Source organism: Pseudomonas lactis (genome assembly GCF_001439845.1).
GTDB classification, from domain to species: domain Bacteria; phylum Pseudomonadota; class Gammaproteobacteria; order Pseudomonadales; family Pseudomonadaceae; genus Aquipseudomonas; species Aquipseudomonas lactis.
Genome location: NZ_JYLO01000015.1, coordinates 38,257 through 52,373, shown reverse-complemented (window position 1 = coordinate 52,373; position 14,117 = coordinate 38,257). Strand labels below are relative to the sequence as shown.

Sequence of the window (14,117 nt, the reverse complement as noted above, 5' to 3'; positions counted from 1 at the left end):
CTCGCGGATGCGGTGAGTCAGCCAGAAATAGAGTGGCTGGTCTAGCGCATTCGCGAGCAAGCCCGCTCCCACATTTTTGATGAGCGTGTGGCCTTGTTTATGCGTTAAGCCGTACTTGTTTTTCCAACTCAAGCTTCAAGCCGGGCTCAAGTTTCAGTTGGCGGGCCAGTTCGTCCAGGTAGGCTTTTTCCATGAAGTTTTCTTCGTCCACCAGCATCACGCTGGCGATGTACATTTCGGCGGCCATTTCCGGGGTGCTGGCGGCGCGGGCGACGTCGGTGGGGTCCAGGGGTTTGTTGAGTTCGGCGTGTAGCCAGTGTTGCAACTCCTGATCATTGTCCAGCTTGGTAAATTCGCCTTCGATCAAGGCGCGCTCGCGCTCATCCACATGCCCGTCAGCCTTGGCCGCGGCTACCAGTGCCTTGAGAATGCCTTGGCTGTGTTGTTCGACCTGGGCCGCTGGCAGGCGGTCGATGGTTTGCGGCTCGCCTTGGGGCGCGCTGGCCTGCTGGGCTTGCCAGTTGCCGTAAGCCTTGTAGGCAATCACACCGAGTGCGGCCAGGCCGCCGTAGGTGAGTGCCTTGCCGCCGAATTTGCGGGCTTTTTTGTTGCCCAGCAGCAAGCCCATGGCCCCCGCCGCCAGGGCGCCGCCGCCGGCACCGCCGAGCATGCTGCCGAGCCCGCCACCGTTGAGCAAGCCGCCGAGGGCGCCCTTTTCATTGGCTTTGCGTTGGCCGCCGGCCTTGTTTTGCAACATGTCCTGGCCAGACTTGAGCAGTTGATCGAGCAATCCACGGGTATTCATTCGTAGCCTCCAGACACTTGGGTTCGTAGGACCAATAGGCCTCCAGCGTAAAACTAAGTGCCAAAAAGCCGTGATCTAGAGTGCTTCCAGATGTAACGCTCAGTTGCGATGCTGGAAATGTCTTGTTGCACATGCAACGCCATCATCCCGCCATCAATCAATTTGCCTTGCTCATCGAACCGCTTAAGCTATCCGGCGTCTGTTTATTGTCCGTTGCGTTTGGCCGAAGGCATGTCCGAACCGTTATTTCTGATCCGCTACGTGCCAGGAACGGCGCGGGATTTGCTCACGACAGGTTGTCTCTATGCACCGCAGGAATTTGCTCAAAGCATCCATGGCCATTGCGGCTTACACCGGTTTGTCGGCCAGTGGCCTGCTGGTCGCGCAGGCCTGGGCCGGTAATCGGGCTGCCGATGGCAAGGCCGTGGCGTTCGATTTCGAATCGCTCAAGGCCCAGGCCAAGCAATTGGCCACCCGTGACTACCAGGACACTAAGCAGGTGCTGCCGCCGACCCTGGCCACCATGACCCCGCAGAATTTCAACGCCATCGGCTATGACCGTAACCATTCGCTGTGGAAGGAGTTGAACGGCCAACTGGACGTGCAGTTCTTCCACGTCGGCATGGGCTTCAAGACGCCGGTGCGCATGCACAGCGTCGACCCCAAGACCCGTGAAGCCCGCGAAGTGCACTTTCGCCCTTCGCTGTTCAACTATGAAAAAACCACGGTGGACACCCAGCAACTGACCGGAGACCTGGGTTTCTCCGGCTTCAAGCTGTTCAAGGCGCCGGAACTGGACCGCCATGACGTGCTCTCGTTTCTGGGCGCCAGCTACTTTCGCGCAGTGGATTCCACCGGCCAGTACGGCCTCTCGGCGCGTGGCCTGGCGATTGATACCTACGCGAAAAAACGCGAGGAATTCCCTGATTTCACGCAGTTCTGGTTCGAAACCCCGGACAAGAACGCCACGCGCTTTGTGGTCTACGCCCTGCTCGACTCGCCAAGCGCCACTGGCGCCTATCGCTTCGACATCGACTGCCAGGCCAACCAAGTGGTGATGGCGATTGACGCGCACATCAATGCGCGCACCGCCATCGAACAACTGGGCATCGCGCCCATGACCAGTATGTTCAGCTGCGGCACCCATGAGCGCCGCATGTGCGACACCATTCACCCGCAAATCCACGACTCAGACCGCCTGGCCATGTGGCGCGGCAACGGCGAATGGGTCTGCCGGCCCCTGAACAACCCGGCCAAGCTGCAATTCAACGCGTTCGCCGACACCGACCCCAAAGGCTTCGGCCTGGTGCAGACCGACCATGAGTTCGCCAGCTACCAAGACACCGTCGACTGGTACAGCAAACGCCCAAGCCTGTGGGTTGAACCGACCACGGCCTGGGGCGAAGGCTCGATCGACCTGCTGGAAATCCCCACCACTGGTGAAACCCTGGACAACATCGTGGCCTTCTGGACTCCGAAAAAACCGGTGGCCGCCGGTGATTCGCTCAACTACGGCTACAAGCTGTACTGGAGCGCACTGCCGCCAGTGAGCACGCCGCTGGCACAGGTCGACGCGACCCGTTCGGGCATGGGCGGTTTTACCGAAGGCTGGGCACCCGGCGAGCATTATCCGAAAGTATGGGCCAGGCGTTTTGCCGTGGACTTCAAGGGCGGCGGCCTGGATCGCCTGCCGGCGGGCACTGGCATCGAGCCTGTGGTGACCTGTTCCCACGGTGAGGTGAAGGACTTCAGCGTGCTGGTGCTAGACAACATCAAAGGGTACCGCATCCTGTTCGACTGGTACCCCACCAGCGACAGCGTGGAGCCGGTCGAGCTACGCCTGTTTATTCGCACCCAGGACCGCACCCTGAGTGAAACCTGGCTGTATCAGTACTTCCCGCCTGCGCCAGAACAGCGCAAGTACACCTGATGCCACACTGCACGATCATTCCCACGCAATAACGTGGGAATGATCGGATTTGGCTCAGAACCGCGACACGCTTTTCATCGCGCCAATCAAATAGCGCATCGCCACCTGATCGCTCTCGGTCAGCGCCCGATATTGCGCCAGCAACTCCATTTCATCTGAACTCAACCTTCGACCCCGTAAAGACATCCGGCGGCTCAGAAAAGACGCCACCGCACCCGCTACGCCATAGGACTTGGCCATGGACCGCTACTCCTGATATCAGTCAAATACTCCTGGTGCCCATTTCCCAACTCCCGAGAAGCGCAACGGCTTCGCGGACCAACCGCCTGTCTCCCTGGGCCAGAAGTCGGGCTTACCCTTAGCGTAGAAACTATCTCATCATTCGTGGGATTTTTTTAGAGTATTAACTTAAAAAATAACGTCGGTAATAAAAGCCTACAGCGATTGCTCACAGGGTGGTCGATATCGGCTGCGCAACGCCTACAACGCGCGCAAGAAAAAACCCACCGTGTCAGGGTGGGTTTGGCACAGAGGTGAACAGGGTCAATCCCGCAGGTCTGACTCATGGATCGGCTGATCCCGGTGGGTCGCCCGTTGGTATTGCGCCGGCCAGATTGCCTTGCGCCCACCCAGGTCATCGTCGGCGTGCAGTGGCCAGTAGGGGTCACGCAGCAGTTCGCGGGCCAGGAAAATAATGTCGGCCTGGCAGGTACGCAGGATGTGCTCGGCTTGAGCGGGTTCGGTAATCATGCCGACGGTGCCGGTGGCCATGCCCGATTCCTTGCGCACGCGCTCGGCGAAGCGCGTTTGGTATCCGGGGCCGGTAGGAATCTCGGCATTCGCGGCGGTGCCACCGGACGACACGTCGATCAGATCCACCCCCAGATCTTTCAGGCGGCGCGCCAACTCCACGGTTTCATCCGGGTTCCAGCCGTCTTCTACCCAGTCAGTGGCCGACACGCGCACAAACAGCGGCAACTCATCAGGCCACACGGCGCGCACGGCCTTGGTCACTTCCAGCACCAGGCGGATGCGGTTTTCAAAAGAGCCGCCGTAGTGGTCCTGACGCTGGTTGCTGATCGGCGAGAGGAACTGGTGCAGCAGGTACCCGTGGGCGGCGTGGATTTCCACCACTTCAAAGCCTGCGGTCAAGGCGCGCTTGGCGGCGGCGACAAAGTCGGCGATCACTTGCTGGATCTGCCCTTCGTCCAGTGGCTTGGGCTGCGTGTGATTGGGGTCGAAGGCAATCGGCGAGGGCCCCACCGGCACCCAGCCGCCCTCCTCCGGCTTGACGCTACCATGTTTGCCGATCCATGGCCGATGGGTGCTGGCCTTGCGCCCGGCATGGGCCAGCTGGATCCCAGCCACCGCGCCCTGGGCCGCGATAAAACGGGTGATGCGCCGCAACGGTTCGATCTGGGCGTCGTTCCACAGGCCCAGGTCCTGGGCGGTGATACGGCCATCGGCGGTCACCGCCGTGGCCTCGGTAAAAATCAGCCCGGCGCCACCTACGGCCCGGCTGCCGAGATGCACCAGGTGCCAGTCATTGGCCAGGCCATCGTCGCTGGAGTATTGGCACATGGGTGAAACCGCGATGCGGTTGAGCAGGGTCAATTGGCGCAGGGTGTAAGGTTCGAGCAGCTGACTCATGGCGCACCTCTTCTGGGCTTCATAGGCATTTTTGTAGGAGCGAGCTCGCTCCTACCAGCCTAGTCGACAACCGTCGTTTGCACAGGGTTCAGAAGGAAAGCGGGAGCCGATTGCCGGCTCCCGGTAGGCAGCGCCTTACATCTCGACCTGGGTGCCCAGCTCGATCACACGGTTGACCGGCAGTTTGAAGAACCGCAGGTTGCCGTTGGCGTTTTTCAACATGAAGGCAAACAACACTTCGCGCCAACGGGCCATGCCTTTGATGCGCGAGGCGATAACCGTTTCACGGCTAAGGAAGTAGGTGGTGCGCATCGGGCTGAAGTCCAGCTCATCCAAGTGGCACAGCTTCAACGCTTCGGGCACGTCTGGTTCATCGGTAAACCCGAAGTGCAGGATCACTCGGAAGAAGCCTTCGCCGTAGGCATCCACCTCGAAGCGCCGCGCTGAAGGCACCCGTGGAATGTCTTCGTAAACCACGGTCAACAGCACCACTTGCTCATGCAGCACCTGGTTATGCAGCAGGTTGTGCAACAGCGCATGGGGCACGGCGTCGGGCCGCGCGGTGAGGAACACCGCCGTGCCCTGCACGCGATGAGGCGGTTGTACGCGGATGCTGCCGATAAAGATCGGCAATGGCAGCCCACCCTCGTCGAGACGGCCGACCAGCAATTGCTTGCCGCGCTTCCAGGTGGTCATCAGCACAAACAGCACGATCCCCGCCAATACCGGGAAGGCGCCGCCCTGGAGGATCTTCGGCGCGTTGGCGGCGAAGAACAGACCGTCCACCAACAGGCAGCAGAGCAACAGCGGCACGGCCAGCACCGGTGGCCATTTCCACAGCAGCAGCATGACCGCCGATACCAGGATGGTGGTCATCAGCATGGTGCCCGTCACGGCGACACCATAGGCCGAGGCCAGGGCACCGGAGGATTCGAAGCCCAACACCAGCAGGATCACGCCGACCATCAACGACCAGTTCACCGCACCGATGTAGATCTGGCCCTGCTCGGCACTGGAGGTGTGCTGGATATGCATGCGCGGTATGTAACCCAACTGGATCGCTTGGCGGGTCAACGAGAACGCGCCGGAAATCACCGCCTGGGAAGCAATCACCGTGGCCATGGTGGACAAGCCCACCAACGGCACCAGCGCCCAGCTTGGCGCCAGCAGGTAGAACGGGTTGCGCGCCGCCTCCGGATCGCCCAGCAGCATCGCGCCCTGGCCGAAATAGTTGAGCACCAGCGCCGGCAGCACCAGCAGAAACCACGCACGGGCAATGGGTTTGCGGCCGAAGTGGCCCATGTCGGCGTACAACGCTTCGGCGCCGGTCAATGCCAATACCACCGCGCCGAGGATCGCCACGCCAATACCGGGGTGCACCATAAAGAAGCGCACGCCCCATGCCGGGTTCAGAGCATTGAGCACTTCGGGTTGCTGCAGAATGCCATACACCCCCAGGCCGCCCAACACCAGGAACCAGGTGACCATCACCGGGCCGAACAGCTTGCCGATGCGGTCGGTGCCGTGTTTCTGGATCAGGAACAGCGCCACCAGCACCACCAAGGCAATGGGCACCACCCATTTTTCCAGGCCGTCGAACGCCAGTTCCAAGCCTTCGATGGCCGACAACACCGAAATCGCCGGGGTGATCATACTGTCGCCGTAGAACAGCGCCGCGCCACACAGGCCACATACCACCAGGAAACTGCGCAATTTCGTGTGCTTCCCGGCAGCTCGCCGGGCCAACGCGGTGAGGGCCATGATGCCGCCCTCGCCCTGGTTGTCGGCACGCAGCACGAACAGCACATACTTGATCGACACCACCCAGATCAGCGACCAGAAGATCAGCGCCAGGATCCCCAAGACGCCGTCATGGTTGACCTGCACCCCATAACCGCCGTTGAACACCTCTTTAAGGGTGTAGAGCGGGCTGGTCCCGATATCGCCATAAACCACCCCGACCGCCGCCACCAGCATGCCAATCGGCTTGGCTTTTGAATGCTCGGCACCTGCTGCCTGACTACTTGCCTGACCCATCAACCACTCCTGCCCTTTGACTTGAGGTCTTTTATAAACAGCGCTTCTAAGCTGACCCTAGCATGCGCTGTTTTACTTCTCGAAACAGACGTTTTATTGACCCAAGGGCATTACCCGTGCGCAACGGCGCGAAGCATAGCGCAGCACTCGTCGCATTTCCCTGCTCAAGTGATTTGGGTGTCGTTTTAGGCAGTCAGTAATAGATGACAAGGCGTTTTGGAGCCTTTTTGCCTGCATTGATCACATTTACCGTCAGCCGTATATTTTTGGCCCGACTCGGTAGAGCTGCCTTAGCGGCGTAAGCCGGGACTCCAGCTTGCTGATCAATAAAAAGCGTGCCGACTGTCTGGCGCTCGCGGTCGATATAAAAACTCAATCATCGACCTGTCTCTTTTAAGGTACATTCCGCATGTACGAAGTGAAACATGTACTGTCAGTCAATGGCGTGGATATCTATCAAGCTTGGCTAGATACCGTGCAAGACACGCGTTCAAAGGCACGAATCACCACCAGAGTGGACCGAGCATCCCTTGGTCACTTTGGAATTACCGAGCCGGTGGGTGATGGGGTCTTTGAGATGAAGCTCGACTTCGGACCTGGCTTTCGCGTGTATTACGCAATCCAAGATCGAAAAATTGTTTTCCTGTTGGGTGGTGGTTCAAAGGCCAGACAGCAAAACGACATCGATCAGGCCAAGGCTCTCTGGAAATCTTACAAGGTGCAGCAAAAATGACCATTCGTACTCGCTCTCATGAAGATAGCGTTCTTGAAATGCTCCGAGACGACGAAGCGTTTGCTCTCGAATATCTTTCTGTCGCACTTGAGGAAATTGATGAAGCGGGTGGTGAGGACGCCTTCCTTGTCGCTGTCCGCCGAGTCGCGGAAGCCCGTGGCGGAATGCTCAGCTTGTCGCAGAATACGGGCCTCAATAGAGCAAATCTCTACAGATCCATCGCCGTCGGCGGCGACCCGAAGCTCTCCACTCTCCTGAAAGTGCTTCAGGCGTTAGGTGTGGGCATGTCTAAAGTTGTATCGCACCGCGCAGAGCAAGACGTCCGGGCTTAAGAGAGTGGTAACGGCTGTAAGAATGCCCCGATACAGCACTCGTCGCATTTCCCTGCATAAAGCTGGTCAAGTGCGTTGCCCACCGATAGAATTGCGCACTTTTTGATCAGAGGCGCACCAAGCGCCCGTCCGTTGCCTTGTCGTGCACGACCGGCAGCGTCATTCAATACCGAGGTTAGACATGTCCACCACCATCGCAAAAGCCAACCCCAAGGTTGGCTTTGTTTCCCTGGGTTGCCCGAAGGCGCTTGTCGACTCCGAGCGCATCCTCACGCAATTGCGTATGGAAGGCTACGACGTCGTGTCCACTTACCAGGACGCCGATGTGGTGGTGGTCAACACCTGCGGCTTCATCGACTCGGCCAAAGCCGAATCCCTGGAAGTGATCGGCGAAGCCATCAAGGAAAACGGCAAGGTCATCGTGACCGGCTGCATGGGGGTGGAAGAAGGCAATATCCGCAACGTGCACCCGAGCGTGCTGGCCGTGACCGGCCCGCAGCAGTACGAGCAGGTGGTCAACGCTGTGCACGAGGTGGTGCCGCCACGCCAGGATCACAACCCGCTGATCGACTTGGTGCCGCCTCAAGGCATCAAGCTGACCCCGCGCCACTACGCGTACCTGAAGATTTCGGAAGGCTGCAACCACAGCTGCAGCTTCTGCATCATCCCGTCGATGCGCGGCAAACTGGTGAGCCGCCCGGTGGGTGACGTGCTCGACGAGGCCCAGCGCCTGGTCAAGTCTGGCGTCAAGGAGCTGCTGGTGATCTCCCAGGACACCAGCGCCTACGGCGTCGATGTGAAATACCGCACCGGTTTCTGGAATGGCGCGCCGGTGAAAACCCGCATGACCGAGTTGTGCGAAGCCCTTAGCAGCCTGGGCGTGTGGGTGCGCCTGCACTATGTTTACCCTTACCCGCACGTGGACGAGTTGATCCCGTTGATGGCCGCGGGCAAGATCCTGCCGTACCTGGACATCCCGTTCCAGCACGCCAGCCCGAAAGTGCTCAAGGCGATGAAACGCCCGGCGTTCGAAGACAAGACCCTGGCACGCATCAAGAACTGGCGCGAGATCTGCCCGGAGCTGATCATCCGCTCCACTTTCATCGTCGGCTTCCCCGGCGAGACCGAAGAAGACTTCCAGTACCTGCTGGACTGGCTGACCGAAGCGCAGCTGGACCGCGTCGGTTGCTTCCAGTACTCGCCGGTGGAAGGTGCTCCGGCCAACCTGCTGGACCTGGCCGTGGTGCCGGACGACGTCAAGCAAGACCGCTGGGAGCGCTTCATGGCGCATCAGCAGGCCATCAGCTCGGCACGCCTGCAACTGCGCATCGGCAAGGAAATCGAAGTGCTCATCGATGAAGTCGACGAGCAAGGCGCGGTGGGCCGCTGCTTCTTTGACGCCCCTGAAATCGACGGTAACGTGTTTATCGACGATGCCAGCGGCCTGAAGCCGGGTGACAAAGTGTGGTGCACCGTGACCGACGCCGACGAGTACGACTTGTGGGCCGAAAAGCGCGACTGATCGCCCGATGATAAAAAAGCCCCGCCTCTGAGAAGATGCGGGGCTTTTTTAGGTCTATCGTATTGCCCATCAACCCCGAATACAGCAAGGGACAGCGGGTATGCGTCAGCATTCGGTGATTCACACACCTAGAACCAGCGACTACGCGCGCCTGGTGCAGATCTGGGAGGACTCGGTACGCGCCACCCACGACTTCCTCCCGGACAGCTATATCGACATGTTGAAAAACCTGGTGCTGACCCGCTACCTCGATGCGGTGATGCTGATCTGCACCAAGGACTCGCGCCAACGCATCAACGGATTCGCCGGCGTGTCGGCGGGCAAGGTGGAAATGCTGTTTATCGACCCGCACTACCGTGGCCAGGGGCTGGGCCGGCAATTGCTGGGTTACGCGATCGAACACATGAATGCCGATGAACTGGACGTCAACGAACAGAACCCCCAGGCCTTGGGATTTTATCTCAAGCAAGGCTTCGAGGTGATCGGGCGAACAGAACATGATGGGCTTGGGCAGCCTTATCCGTTGTTGCACCTGCGTCTGCGCCAGCAGCAACAGGCCCGTAATGCCTGAAATCATCCCGTACAAACTGTGGGAGCTGGCTTGCCTGCGAAGGCGTCGGGTCAGTCTACCCATCCGGTGCTGGTATACCGCCATCGCAGGCAAGCCAGCTCCCACATTTGGCCCGTGTTGCGTCAGTTAAATAATTGTTAGGGCACATGCGCTGAAATGGAGCCGGGATTAACCGGCGCCAGGCAGGTACAATAGTGGCCCCCTTTTGTTACGGCCCTTGTCATGACTGACCCCATACGCCTCTCCAAACGCCTTATCGAACTGGTCGGTTGCTCCCGTCGGGAGGCTGAGCTGTTTATCGAAGGCGGCTGGGTCTCGGTGGACGGCGAAGTGATCGACGAGCCGCAGTTCAAGGTCACTGACGAGAAAGTCGAGCTGGACCCAGAGGCCAAAGCCACCGCGCCAGAGCCGGTGACCATCCTGCTGCACGCCCCCGCAGGCGTGGATGCTGAAACCGCCATGGCCTCGATCAGCGCCGATACCCTCTCTGAAGAACACCGCTTCGGCAAGCGCCCGCTCAAGGGGCACTTTCTGCGCCTGAGCGCCAGCGCCGACCTGCAAGCCAAGGCCAGTGGCCTGCTGGTGTTCACCCAGGACTGGAAGATTCTGCGCAAGTTGACCGCCGATGCCGCCAAGATCGAGCAGGAATACGTGGTGGAAGTCGAAGGCGACATGGTTGCCCACGGCCTCAACCGCCTGAACCACGGCCTGACCTACAAAGGCAAAGAGCTGCCTGCCGTCAAAGCCAGCTGGCAGAACGAAAACCGCCTACGCTTTGCGATGAAAAACCCGCAACCCGGCGTGATCGCGCTGTTCTGCGAAGCCGTTGGCCTGAAAGTCATCGCCATCCGCCGTATCCGTATCGGCGGCGTGTCCATCGGCAAGGTGCCGGTGGGCCAATGGCGTTACCTGTCCGGCAAAGAAAAGTTTTAAGCCGTTCCCTTTTCCCGACACCGCCTGATTCCGGCGGTGTCATCCGTTGAATACCAGGATTGCCCACCATGATTCACAACGACGTACTGCGCAGCGTGCGCTACATGCTCGACATCAGCGACAACAAGATGGTCGAGATCATCAAGCTCGGCGGCATGGACGTGACCAAGGAAGACCTGCTGACCTACCTCAAAAAAGATGAGGAAGAAGGCTTCGTGTTCTGCCCGGATGACGTCATGGCGCACTTCCTTGACGGCCTGGTGATCTTCAAGCGCGGCAAGGACGAAAGCCGCCCGCCGCAACCAATCGAAACCCCGGTGACCAACAACATCATCCTAAAAAAGCTGCGTGTGGCCTTCGAACTGAAGGAAGACGACATGCATGCAATCCTCAAGGCGGCGGAGTTCCCGGTGTCCAAGCCAGAGCTGAGCGCGTTGTTCCGCAAGTTCGGCCACACCAACTACCGCACCTGTGGCGACCAGTTGCTGCGCAACTTCCTCAAGGGCTTGACCCTGCGGGTTCGTGCTTAAGCCATGAGCTATCAGGTCTCCCCGGTCGGCTTCGTGCGCTCTTGCTTCAAGGAGAAGTTCGCCATCCCGCGCCAACCGCAGTTGGCGCCGGCTGCCCGCGGCGTGCTGGAGTTGGTGGCGCCGTTCGACCAGGGTGAGGCGGTGCAGGGGCTGGAGCAGGTCAGCCATGTGTGGCTGCTGTTCCTGTTCCACCAAACCCTGGAAGACAAGCCACGCCTGAAAGTGCGCCCGCCACGCCTGGGGGGCAATACCTCCATGGGTGTATTTGCTACCCGTGCGACCCATCGTCCCAATGGCATCGGCCAGTCGGTGGTGAAACTGGACAAGGTGGAGCCGGGGCGACTGTGGATTTCCGGCATAGATTTGCTCGATGGCACGCCGGTGCTGGATATCAAACCGTATGTGCCCTATGCCGATAGCGTTGATGCGGCCACCAACCACATCGCCAGCGATGCGCCCGAACTGATCGGCGTGCAATGGCTCAAGGCTGCACTGCAACAGGCGCAAGGCCATGCGCAGCGCCTTGGTGAACCGTTGGTAGAGTTGATTGATCAATGCCTGGCGCAAGATCCGCGACCGGCCTACCAAACGCCCGGCCCTGAGCGTGAATACGGTGTGCGCTTCTGGGACGTGGATGTGCGCTGGCACTACCCGGAGCCGGGGATGATTTGTGTGCTGGAAGTGGTTTCGGCTAACTAAATAGGGCGAAAACCAAATGTGGGAGCTGGCTTGCCTGCGATAGCATCACCTCGGTTCAACTGAACCACTGAGGTGTCTGCATCGCAGGCAAGCCAGCTCCCACACTTTTTGGATCGCTGGTGTTACTGACTCCGTATCACTTCTCGACGAACGCACGCTCGATCAGGTAGTCACCCGGCTCACGCATCCGTGGCGAAACCTTGAGACCGAAGCTGTTCAACACTTCGCTGGTCTCGTCCAACATGCTTGGGCTGCCGCACAGCATGGCGCGGTCGTCCTCGGGGTTGATCGGCGGCAGGCCGATGTCGCTGAACAGCTTGCCACTGCGCATCAGGTCGGTCAGGCGGCCTTCGTTTTCGAACGGCTCGCGGGTCACGGTCGGGTAGTAGATCAACTTGTCACGCAGGGCCTCGCCGAAGAACTCGTTCTGCGGCAGGTGCTCGGTGATGAATTCGCGGTAGGCGACTTCGTTGACGTAGCGCACGCCGTGGCACAGGATGACTTTTTCGAAACGCTCGTAGGTCTCTGGGTCCTGGATCACGCTCATGAATGGGGCGAGGCCAGTGCCGGTGCTGAGCAGATACAGATGCTTGCCCGGCTTCAAATCGTCAAGTACCAGGGTGCCTGTCGGTTTTTTGCTGATGATGATCTCGTCGCCTTCCTTCAGATGCTGCAACTGGGAAGTCAGCGGGCCATCGGGCACCTTGATGCTGAAGAACTCCAGATGCTCTTCCCAGTTCGGGCTGGCAATGGAGTAAGCGCGCATGAGCGGGCGGCCGTTGGGCTGTTGCAGGCCGATCATCACGAACTGACCGTTCTCGAAGCGCAGGCCCGGATCGCGGGTGCACTTGAAGCTGAACAGAGTGTCGTTCCAGTGATGAACACTGAGGACACGCTCGTGGTTCATGTTGCTCATGTACGGGGAACTCCTGGAAATGGGTCTGCGCCAAAGGTAAGGATGCGCAATTGCACAGCATTCTAATGGCGGCGACAATATCTGTTAACTGGATTATTAAGATAAGGGTTATCGGTTATATCGATATGCGATTTACTCTCCGTCAACTGCAAGTTTTCGTCGCCGTCGCCCAGCAGGAAAGCGTCTCGCGCGCTGCTGGCCTTCTGGCCTTATCTCAATCCGCCGCCAGCACCTCGATTACCGAGCTGGAGCGTCAATCCAGCTGCCAATTATTCGACCGCGCCGGTAAACGCCTGAGCCTCAATGCCCTCGGTCACCAACTGTTGCCCCAGGCCGTTGCGCTGCTGGACCAGGCCAAGGAGATCGAAGACCTGCTCAACGGCAAGTCCGGCTTCGGCTCCCTTGCGGTCGGCGCCACGCTGACCATCGGCAATTACCTGGCGACGCTGTTGATTGGCAGCTTCATGCAGCAACACCCCGAGAGCCAGGTAAAGCTGCATGTGCAGAACACTGCGCATATCGTGCATCAGGTTGCCCATTACGAAATTGACCTGGGTCTAATCGAAGGCGACTGCAGCCATCCGGATATCGAGGTGCAAACCTGGGTAGAAGATGAGCTGGTGGTGTTTTGCGCCCCTCAGCATCATTTGGCCAAGCGCGGCGTGGCAACCATGGACGAATTGACCCACGAAGCGTGGATCCTGCGGGAACAAGGCTCGGGCACGCGCCTGACCTTCGACCAGGCCATGCGTCATCACCGCAGCGCACTCAATATCCGCCTGGAACTGGAACACACGGAGGCAATCAAGCGGGCCGTGGAGTCAGGCTTGGGAATTGGCTGCATTTCGCGGCTGGCGCTGCGCGATGCCTTCCGCCGTGGCAGCCTGGTGCCGGTGGAAACCCCGGACCTGGACCTGGCCCGGCAGTTCTACTTCATCTGGCACAAGCAGAAGTACCAGACCTCGGCGATGCGCGAGTTTCTCGAACTGTGCCGCGCCTTCACCGCTGGGGTGCAGCGCAGCGACGAGATCGTGCTGCCGAGTATCGCGTGATCGTCAGATCAGGATCACGGCCCATACCAGGGTGATCATGGTCAGTGCCACGAACTGCGCGGCACTACCCATGTCCTTGGCGTTCTTCGACAGCGGGTGGCGGTCCAGGGAGATACGGTCAATGGCCGCTTCTACCGCTGAGTTGAGCAATTCAACGATCAGCGCCAACAAACACACTGCAATCAGCAGCGCCCGTTCAACCCGGCTGACCTGCAGGAAAAAGCTCAGGGGGATCAGGATGACGTTCAACAATACCAACTGGCGGAATGCCGCCTCGCCAGTGAAAGCTGCACGCAGGCCATCCAAGGAATAGCCCCCTGCGTTGAAGATACGTTTGATACCGGTTTGACCCTTGAAAGGCGACATAGATGTAGGCAACTGAACCAAAGAAGTGGGGAAGCTAGATC

At 59.4% G+C, this 14,117-nt stretch carries 16 protein-coding genes; 9 read left to right on the top strand and 7 right to left on the bottom strand.

Annotated elements, in window-relative coordinates:
- Positions 1-97 precede the first annotated feature (97 nt).
- Positions 98-805, bottom strand: a complete 708-nt coding sequence (locus TX24_RS24460) for a tellurite resistance TerB family protein (protein ID WP_034135789.1) — start codon at positions 803-805, stop codon at positions 98-100.
- A 304-nt stretch (positions 806-1,109) separates the two neighbouring features.
- On the opposite strand from TX24_RS24460, the gene TX24_RS24455 reads away from it, so the two are divergent.
- Positions 1,110-2,735, top strand: a complete 1,626-nt coding sequence (locus tag TX24_RS24455) for a glucan biosynthesis protein D (protein ID WP_057711500.1) — start codon at positions 1,110-1,112, stop codon at positions 2,733-2,735.
- Between the two features lie 54 nt (positions 2,736-2,789).
- On the opposite strand, the gene TX24_RS24450 is transcribed toward TX24_RS24455, so the two are convergent.
- From TX24_RS24450 to TX24_RS31970, 4 genes are all read right to left on the bottom strand, one after another.
- Positions 2,790-2,975 carry a hypothetical protein gene (locus tag TX24_RS24450; RefSeq protein WP_003189066.1) on the bottom strand — a complete coding sequence of 62 codons (186 nt, stop codon included), beginning with the start codon at positions 2,973-2,975 and terminating at the stop codon, positions 2,790-2,792.
- 303 nt (positions 2,976-3,278) lie between these two features.
- Positions 3,279-4,385: an NADH:flavin oxidoreductase/NADH oxidase gene (locus tag TX24_RS24445; RefSeq protein ID WP_003189065.1), complete on the bottom strand. Its 1,107-nt coding sequence runs from the start codon at positions 4,383-4,385 to the stop codon at positions 3,279-3,281.
- A gap of 135 nt (positions 4,386-4,520) precedes the next feature.
- Positions 4,521-6,422, bottom strand: coding sequence for a potassium transporter Kup (locus TX24_RS24440; protein WP_057711499.1), 1,902 nt, complete (start codon positions 6,420-6,422; stop codon positions 4,521-4,523).
- A 193-nt stretch (positions 6,423-6,615) separates the two neighbouring features.
- The gene (locus TX24_RS31970; protein WP_133298353.1) at positions 6,616-6,798 is read right to left on the bottom strand and encodes a hypothetical protein; all 183 of its coding nucleotides are present in this window, start codon (positions 6,796-6,798) and stop codon (positions 6,616-6,618) included.
- A gap of 33 nt (positions 6,799-6,831) precedes the next feature.
- On the opposite strand from TX24_RS31970, the gene TX24_RS24435 reads away from it, so the two are divergent.
- The 7 genes from TX24_RS24435 (at position 6,832) to tsaA (ending at position 11,742) form a co-directional block, all read left to right on the top strand.
- Positions 6,832-7,155, top strand: a complete 324-nt coding sequence (locus TX24_RS24435) for a type II toxin-antitoxin system RelE/ParE family toxin (protein ID WP_003189063.1) — start codon at positions 6,832-6,834, stop codon at positions 7,153-7,155.
- Positions 7,152-7,487, top strand: coding sequence for an addiction module antidote protein (locus TX24_RS24430; RefSeq protein WP_003189062.1), 336 nt, complete (start codon positions 7,152-7,154; stop codon positions 7,485-7,487). Before TX24_RS24435 ends, TX24_RS24430 begins: the two co-directional genes overlap by 4 nt.
- 181 nt (positions 7,488-7,668) lie before the next feature.
- Entirely contained in the window at positions 7,669-9,009 is a 1,341-nt protein-coding gene (gene rimO, locus TX24_RS24425) for a 30S ribosomal protein S12 methylthiotransferase RimO (protein WP_003231334.1), read from the top strand.
- 100 nt (positions 9,010-9,109) lie between these two features.
- Positions 9,110-9,580, top strand: coding sequence for a GNAT family N-acetyltransferase (locus TX24_RS24420; protein WP_057711497.1), 471 nt, complete (start codon positions 9,110-9,112; stop codon positions 9,578-9,580).
- Between the two features lie 222 nt (positions 9,581-9,802).
- Positions 9,803-10,513, top strand: coding sequence for an rRNA pseudouridine synthase (locus tag TX24_RS24415; RefSeq protein WP_003189059.1), 711 nt, complete (start codon positions 9,803-9,805; stop codon positions 10,511-10,513).
- Between the two features lie 68 nt (positions 10,514-10,581).
- Positions 10,582-11,043, top strand: a complete 462-nt coding sequence (locus TX24_RS24410; protein WP_003189058.1) for a YehS family protein — start codon at positions 10,582-10,584, stop codon at positions 11,041-11,043.
- Between the two features lie 3 nt (positions 11,044-11,046).
- Entirely contained in the window at positions 11,047-11,742 is a 696-nt protein-coding gene (gene tsaA, locus TX24_RS24405; protein ID WP_034135793.1) for a tRNA (N6-threonylcarbamoyladenosine(37)-N6)-methyltransferase TrmO, read from the top strand.
- Between the two features lie 136 nt (positions 11,743-11,878).
- Here the strand turns inward: tsaA and fpr are convergent, their stop codons facing one another.
- Positions 11,879-12,658, bottom strand: a complete 780-nt coding sequence (gene fpr, locus TX24_RS24400) for a ferredoxin-NADP reductase (RefSeq protein WP_003189055.1) — start codon at positions 12,656-12,658, stop codon at positions 11,879-11,881.
- Positions 12,659-12,783: 125 nt separating this feature from the next.
- On the opposite strand from fpr, the gene TX24_RS24395 reads away from it, so the two are divergent.
- A complete protein-coding gene (locus TX24_RS24395) occupies positions 12,784-13,710 on the top strand; it encodes a LysR family transcriptional regulator (protein ID WP_003189054.1) in 927 nt (308 codons plus the stop codon).
- A 3-nt stretch (positions 13,711-13,713) separates the two neighbouring features.
- Here TX24_RS24395 and TX24_RS24390 read toward each other — a convergent pair whose 3' ends face one another.
- A complete protein-coding gene (locus TX24_RS24390) occupies positions 13,714-14,076 on the bottom strand; it encodes a diacylglycerol kinase (protein ID WP_003189051.1) in 363 nt (120 codons plus the stop codon).
- Between the last annotated feature and the right edge of the window lie 41 nt (positions 14,077-14,117).

Bases quoted from the DNA above. Each gene is read 5' to 3' on its own strand.
- TX24_RS24460 (WP_034135789.1), bottom strand. From the start codon at position 805: ATGAATACCCGTGGATTGCTCGATCAACTGCTCAAGTCTGGCCAGGAC.
- TX24_RS24455 (WP_057711500.1), top strand. From the start codon at position 1,110: ATGCACCGCAGGAATTTGCTCAAAGCATCCATGGCCATTGCGGCTTAC.
- TX24_RS24450 (WP_003189066.1), bottom strand. From the start codon at position 2,975: ATGGCCAAGTCCTATGGCGTAGCGGGTGCGGTGGCGTCTTTTCTGAGC.
- TX24_RS24445 (WP_003189065.1), bottom strand. From the start codon at position 4,385: ATGAGTCAGCTGCTCGAACCTTACACCCTGCGCCAATTGACCCTGCTC.
- TX24_RS24440 (WP_057711499.1), bottom strand. From the start codon at position 6,422: ATGGGTCAGGCAAGTAGTCAGGCAGCAGGTGCCGAGCATTCAAAAGCC.
- TX24_RS24435 (WP_003189063.1), top strand. From the start codon at position 6,832: ATGTACGAAGTGAAACATGTACTGTCAGTCAATGGCGTGGATATCTAT.
- TX24_RS24430 (WP_003189062.1), top strand. From the start codon at position 7,152: ATGACCATTCGTACTCGCTCTCATGAAGATAGCGTTCTTGAAATGCTC.
- rimO (WP_003231334.1), top strand. From the start codon at position 7,669: ATGTCCACCACCATCGCAAAAGCCAACCCCAAGGTTGGCTTTGTTTCC.
- TX24_RS24420 (WP_057711497.1), top strand. From the start codon at position 9,110: ATGCGTCAGCATTCGGTGATTCACACACCTAGAACCAGCGACTACGCG.
- TX24_RS24415 (WP_003189059.1), top strand. From the start codon at position 9,803: ATGACTGACCCCATACGCCTCTCCAAACGCCTTATCGAACTGGTCGGT.
- TX24_RS24410 (WP_003189058.1), top strand. From the start codon at position 10,582: ATGATTCACAACGACGTACTGCGCAGCGTGCGCTACATGCTCGACATC.
- tsaA (WP_034135793.1), top strand. From the start codon at position 11,047: ATGAGCTATCAGGTCTCCCCGGTCGGCTTCGTGCGCTCTTGCTTCAAG.
- fpr (WP_003189055.1), bottom strand. From the start codon at position 12,658: ATGAGCAACATGAACCACGAGCGTGTCCTCAGTGTTCATCACTGGAAC.
- TX24_RS24395 (WP_003189054.1), top strand. From the start codon at position 12,784: ATGCGATTTACTCTCCGTCAACTGCAAGTTTTCGTCGCCGTCGCCCAG.
- TX24_RS24390 (WP_003189051.1), bottom strand. From the start codon at position 14,076: ATGTCGCCTTTCAAGGGTCAAACCGGTATCAAACGTATCTTCAACGCA.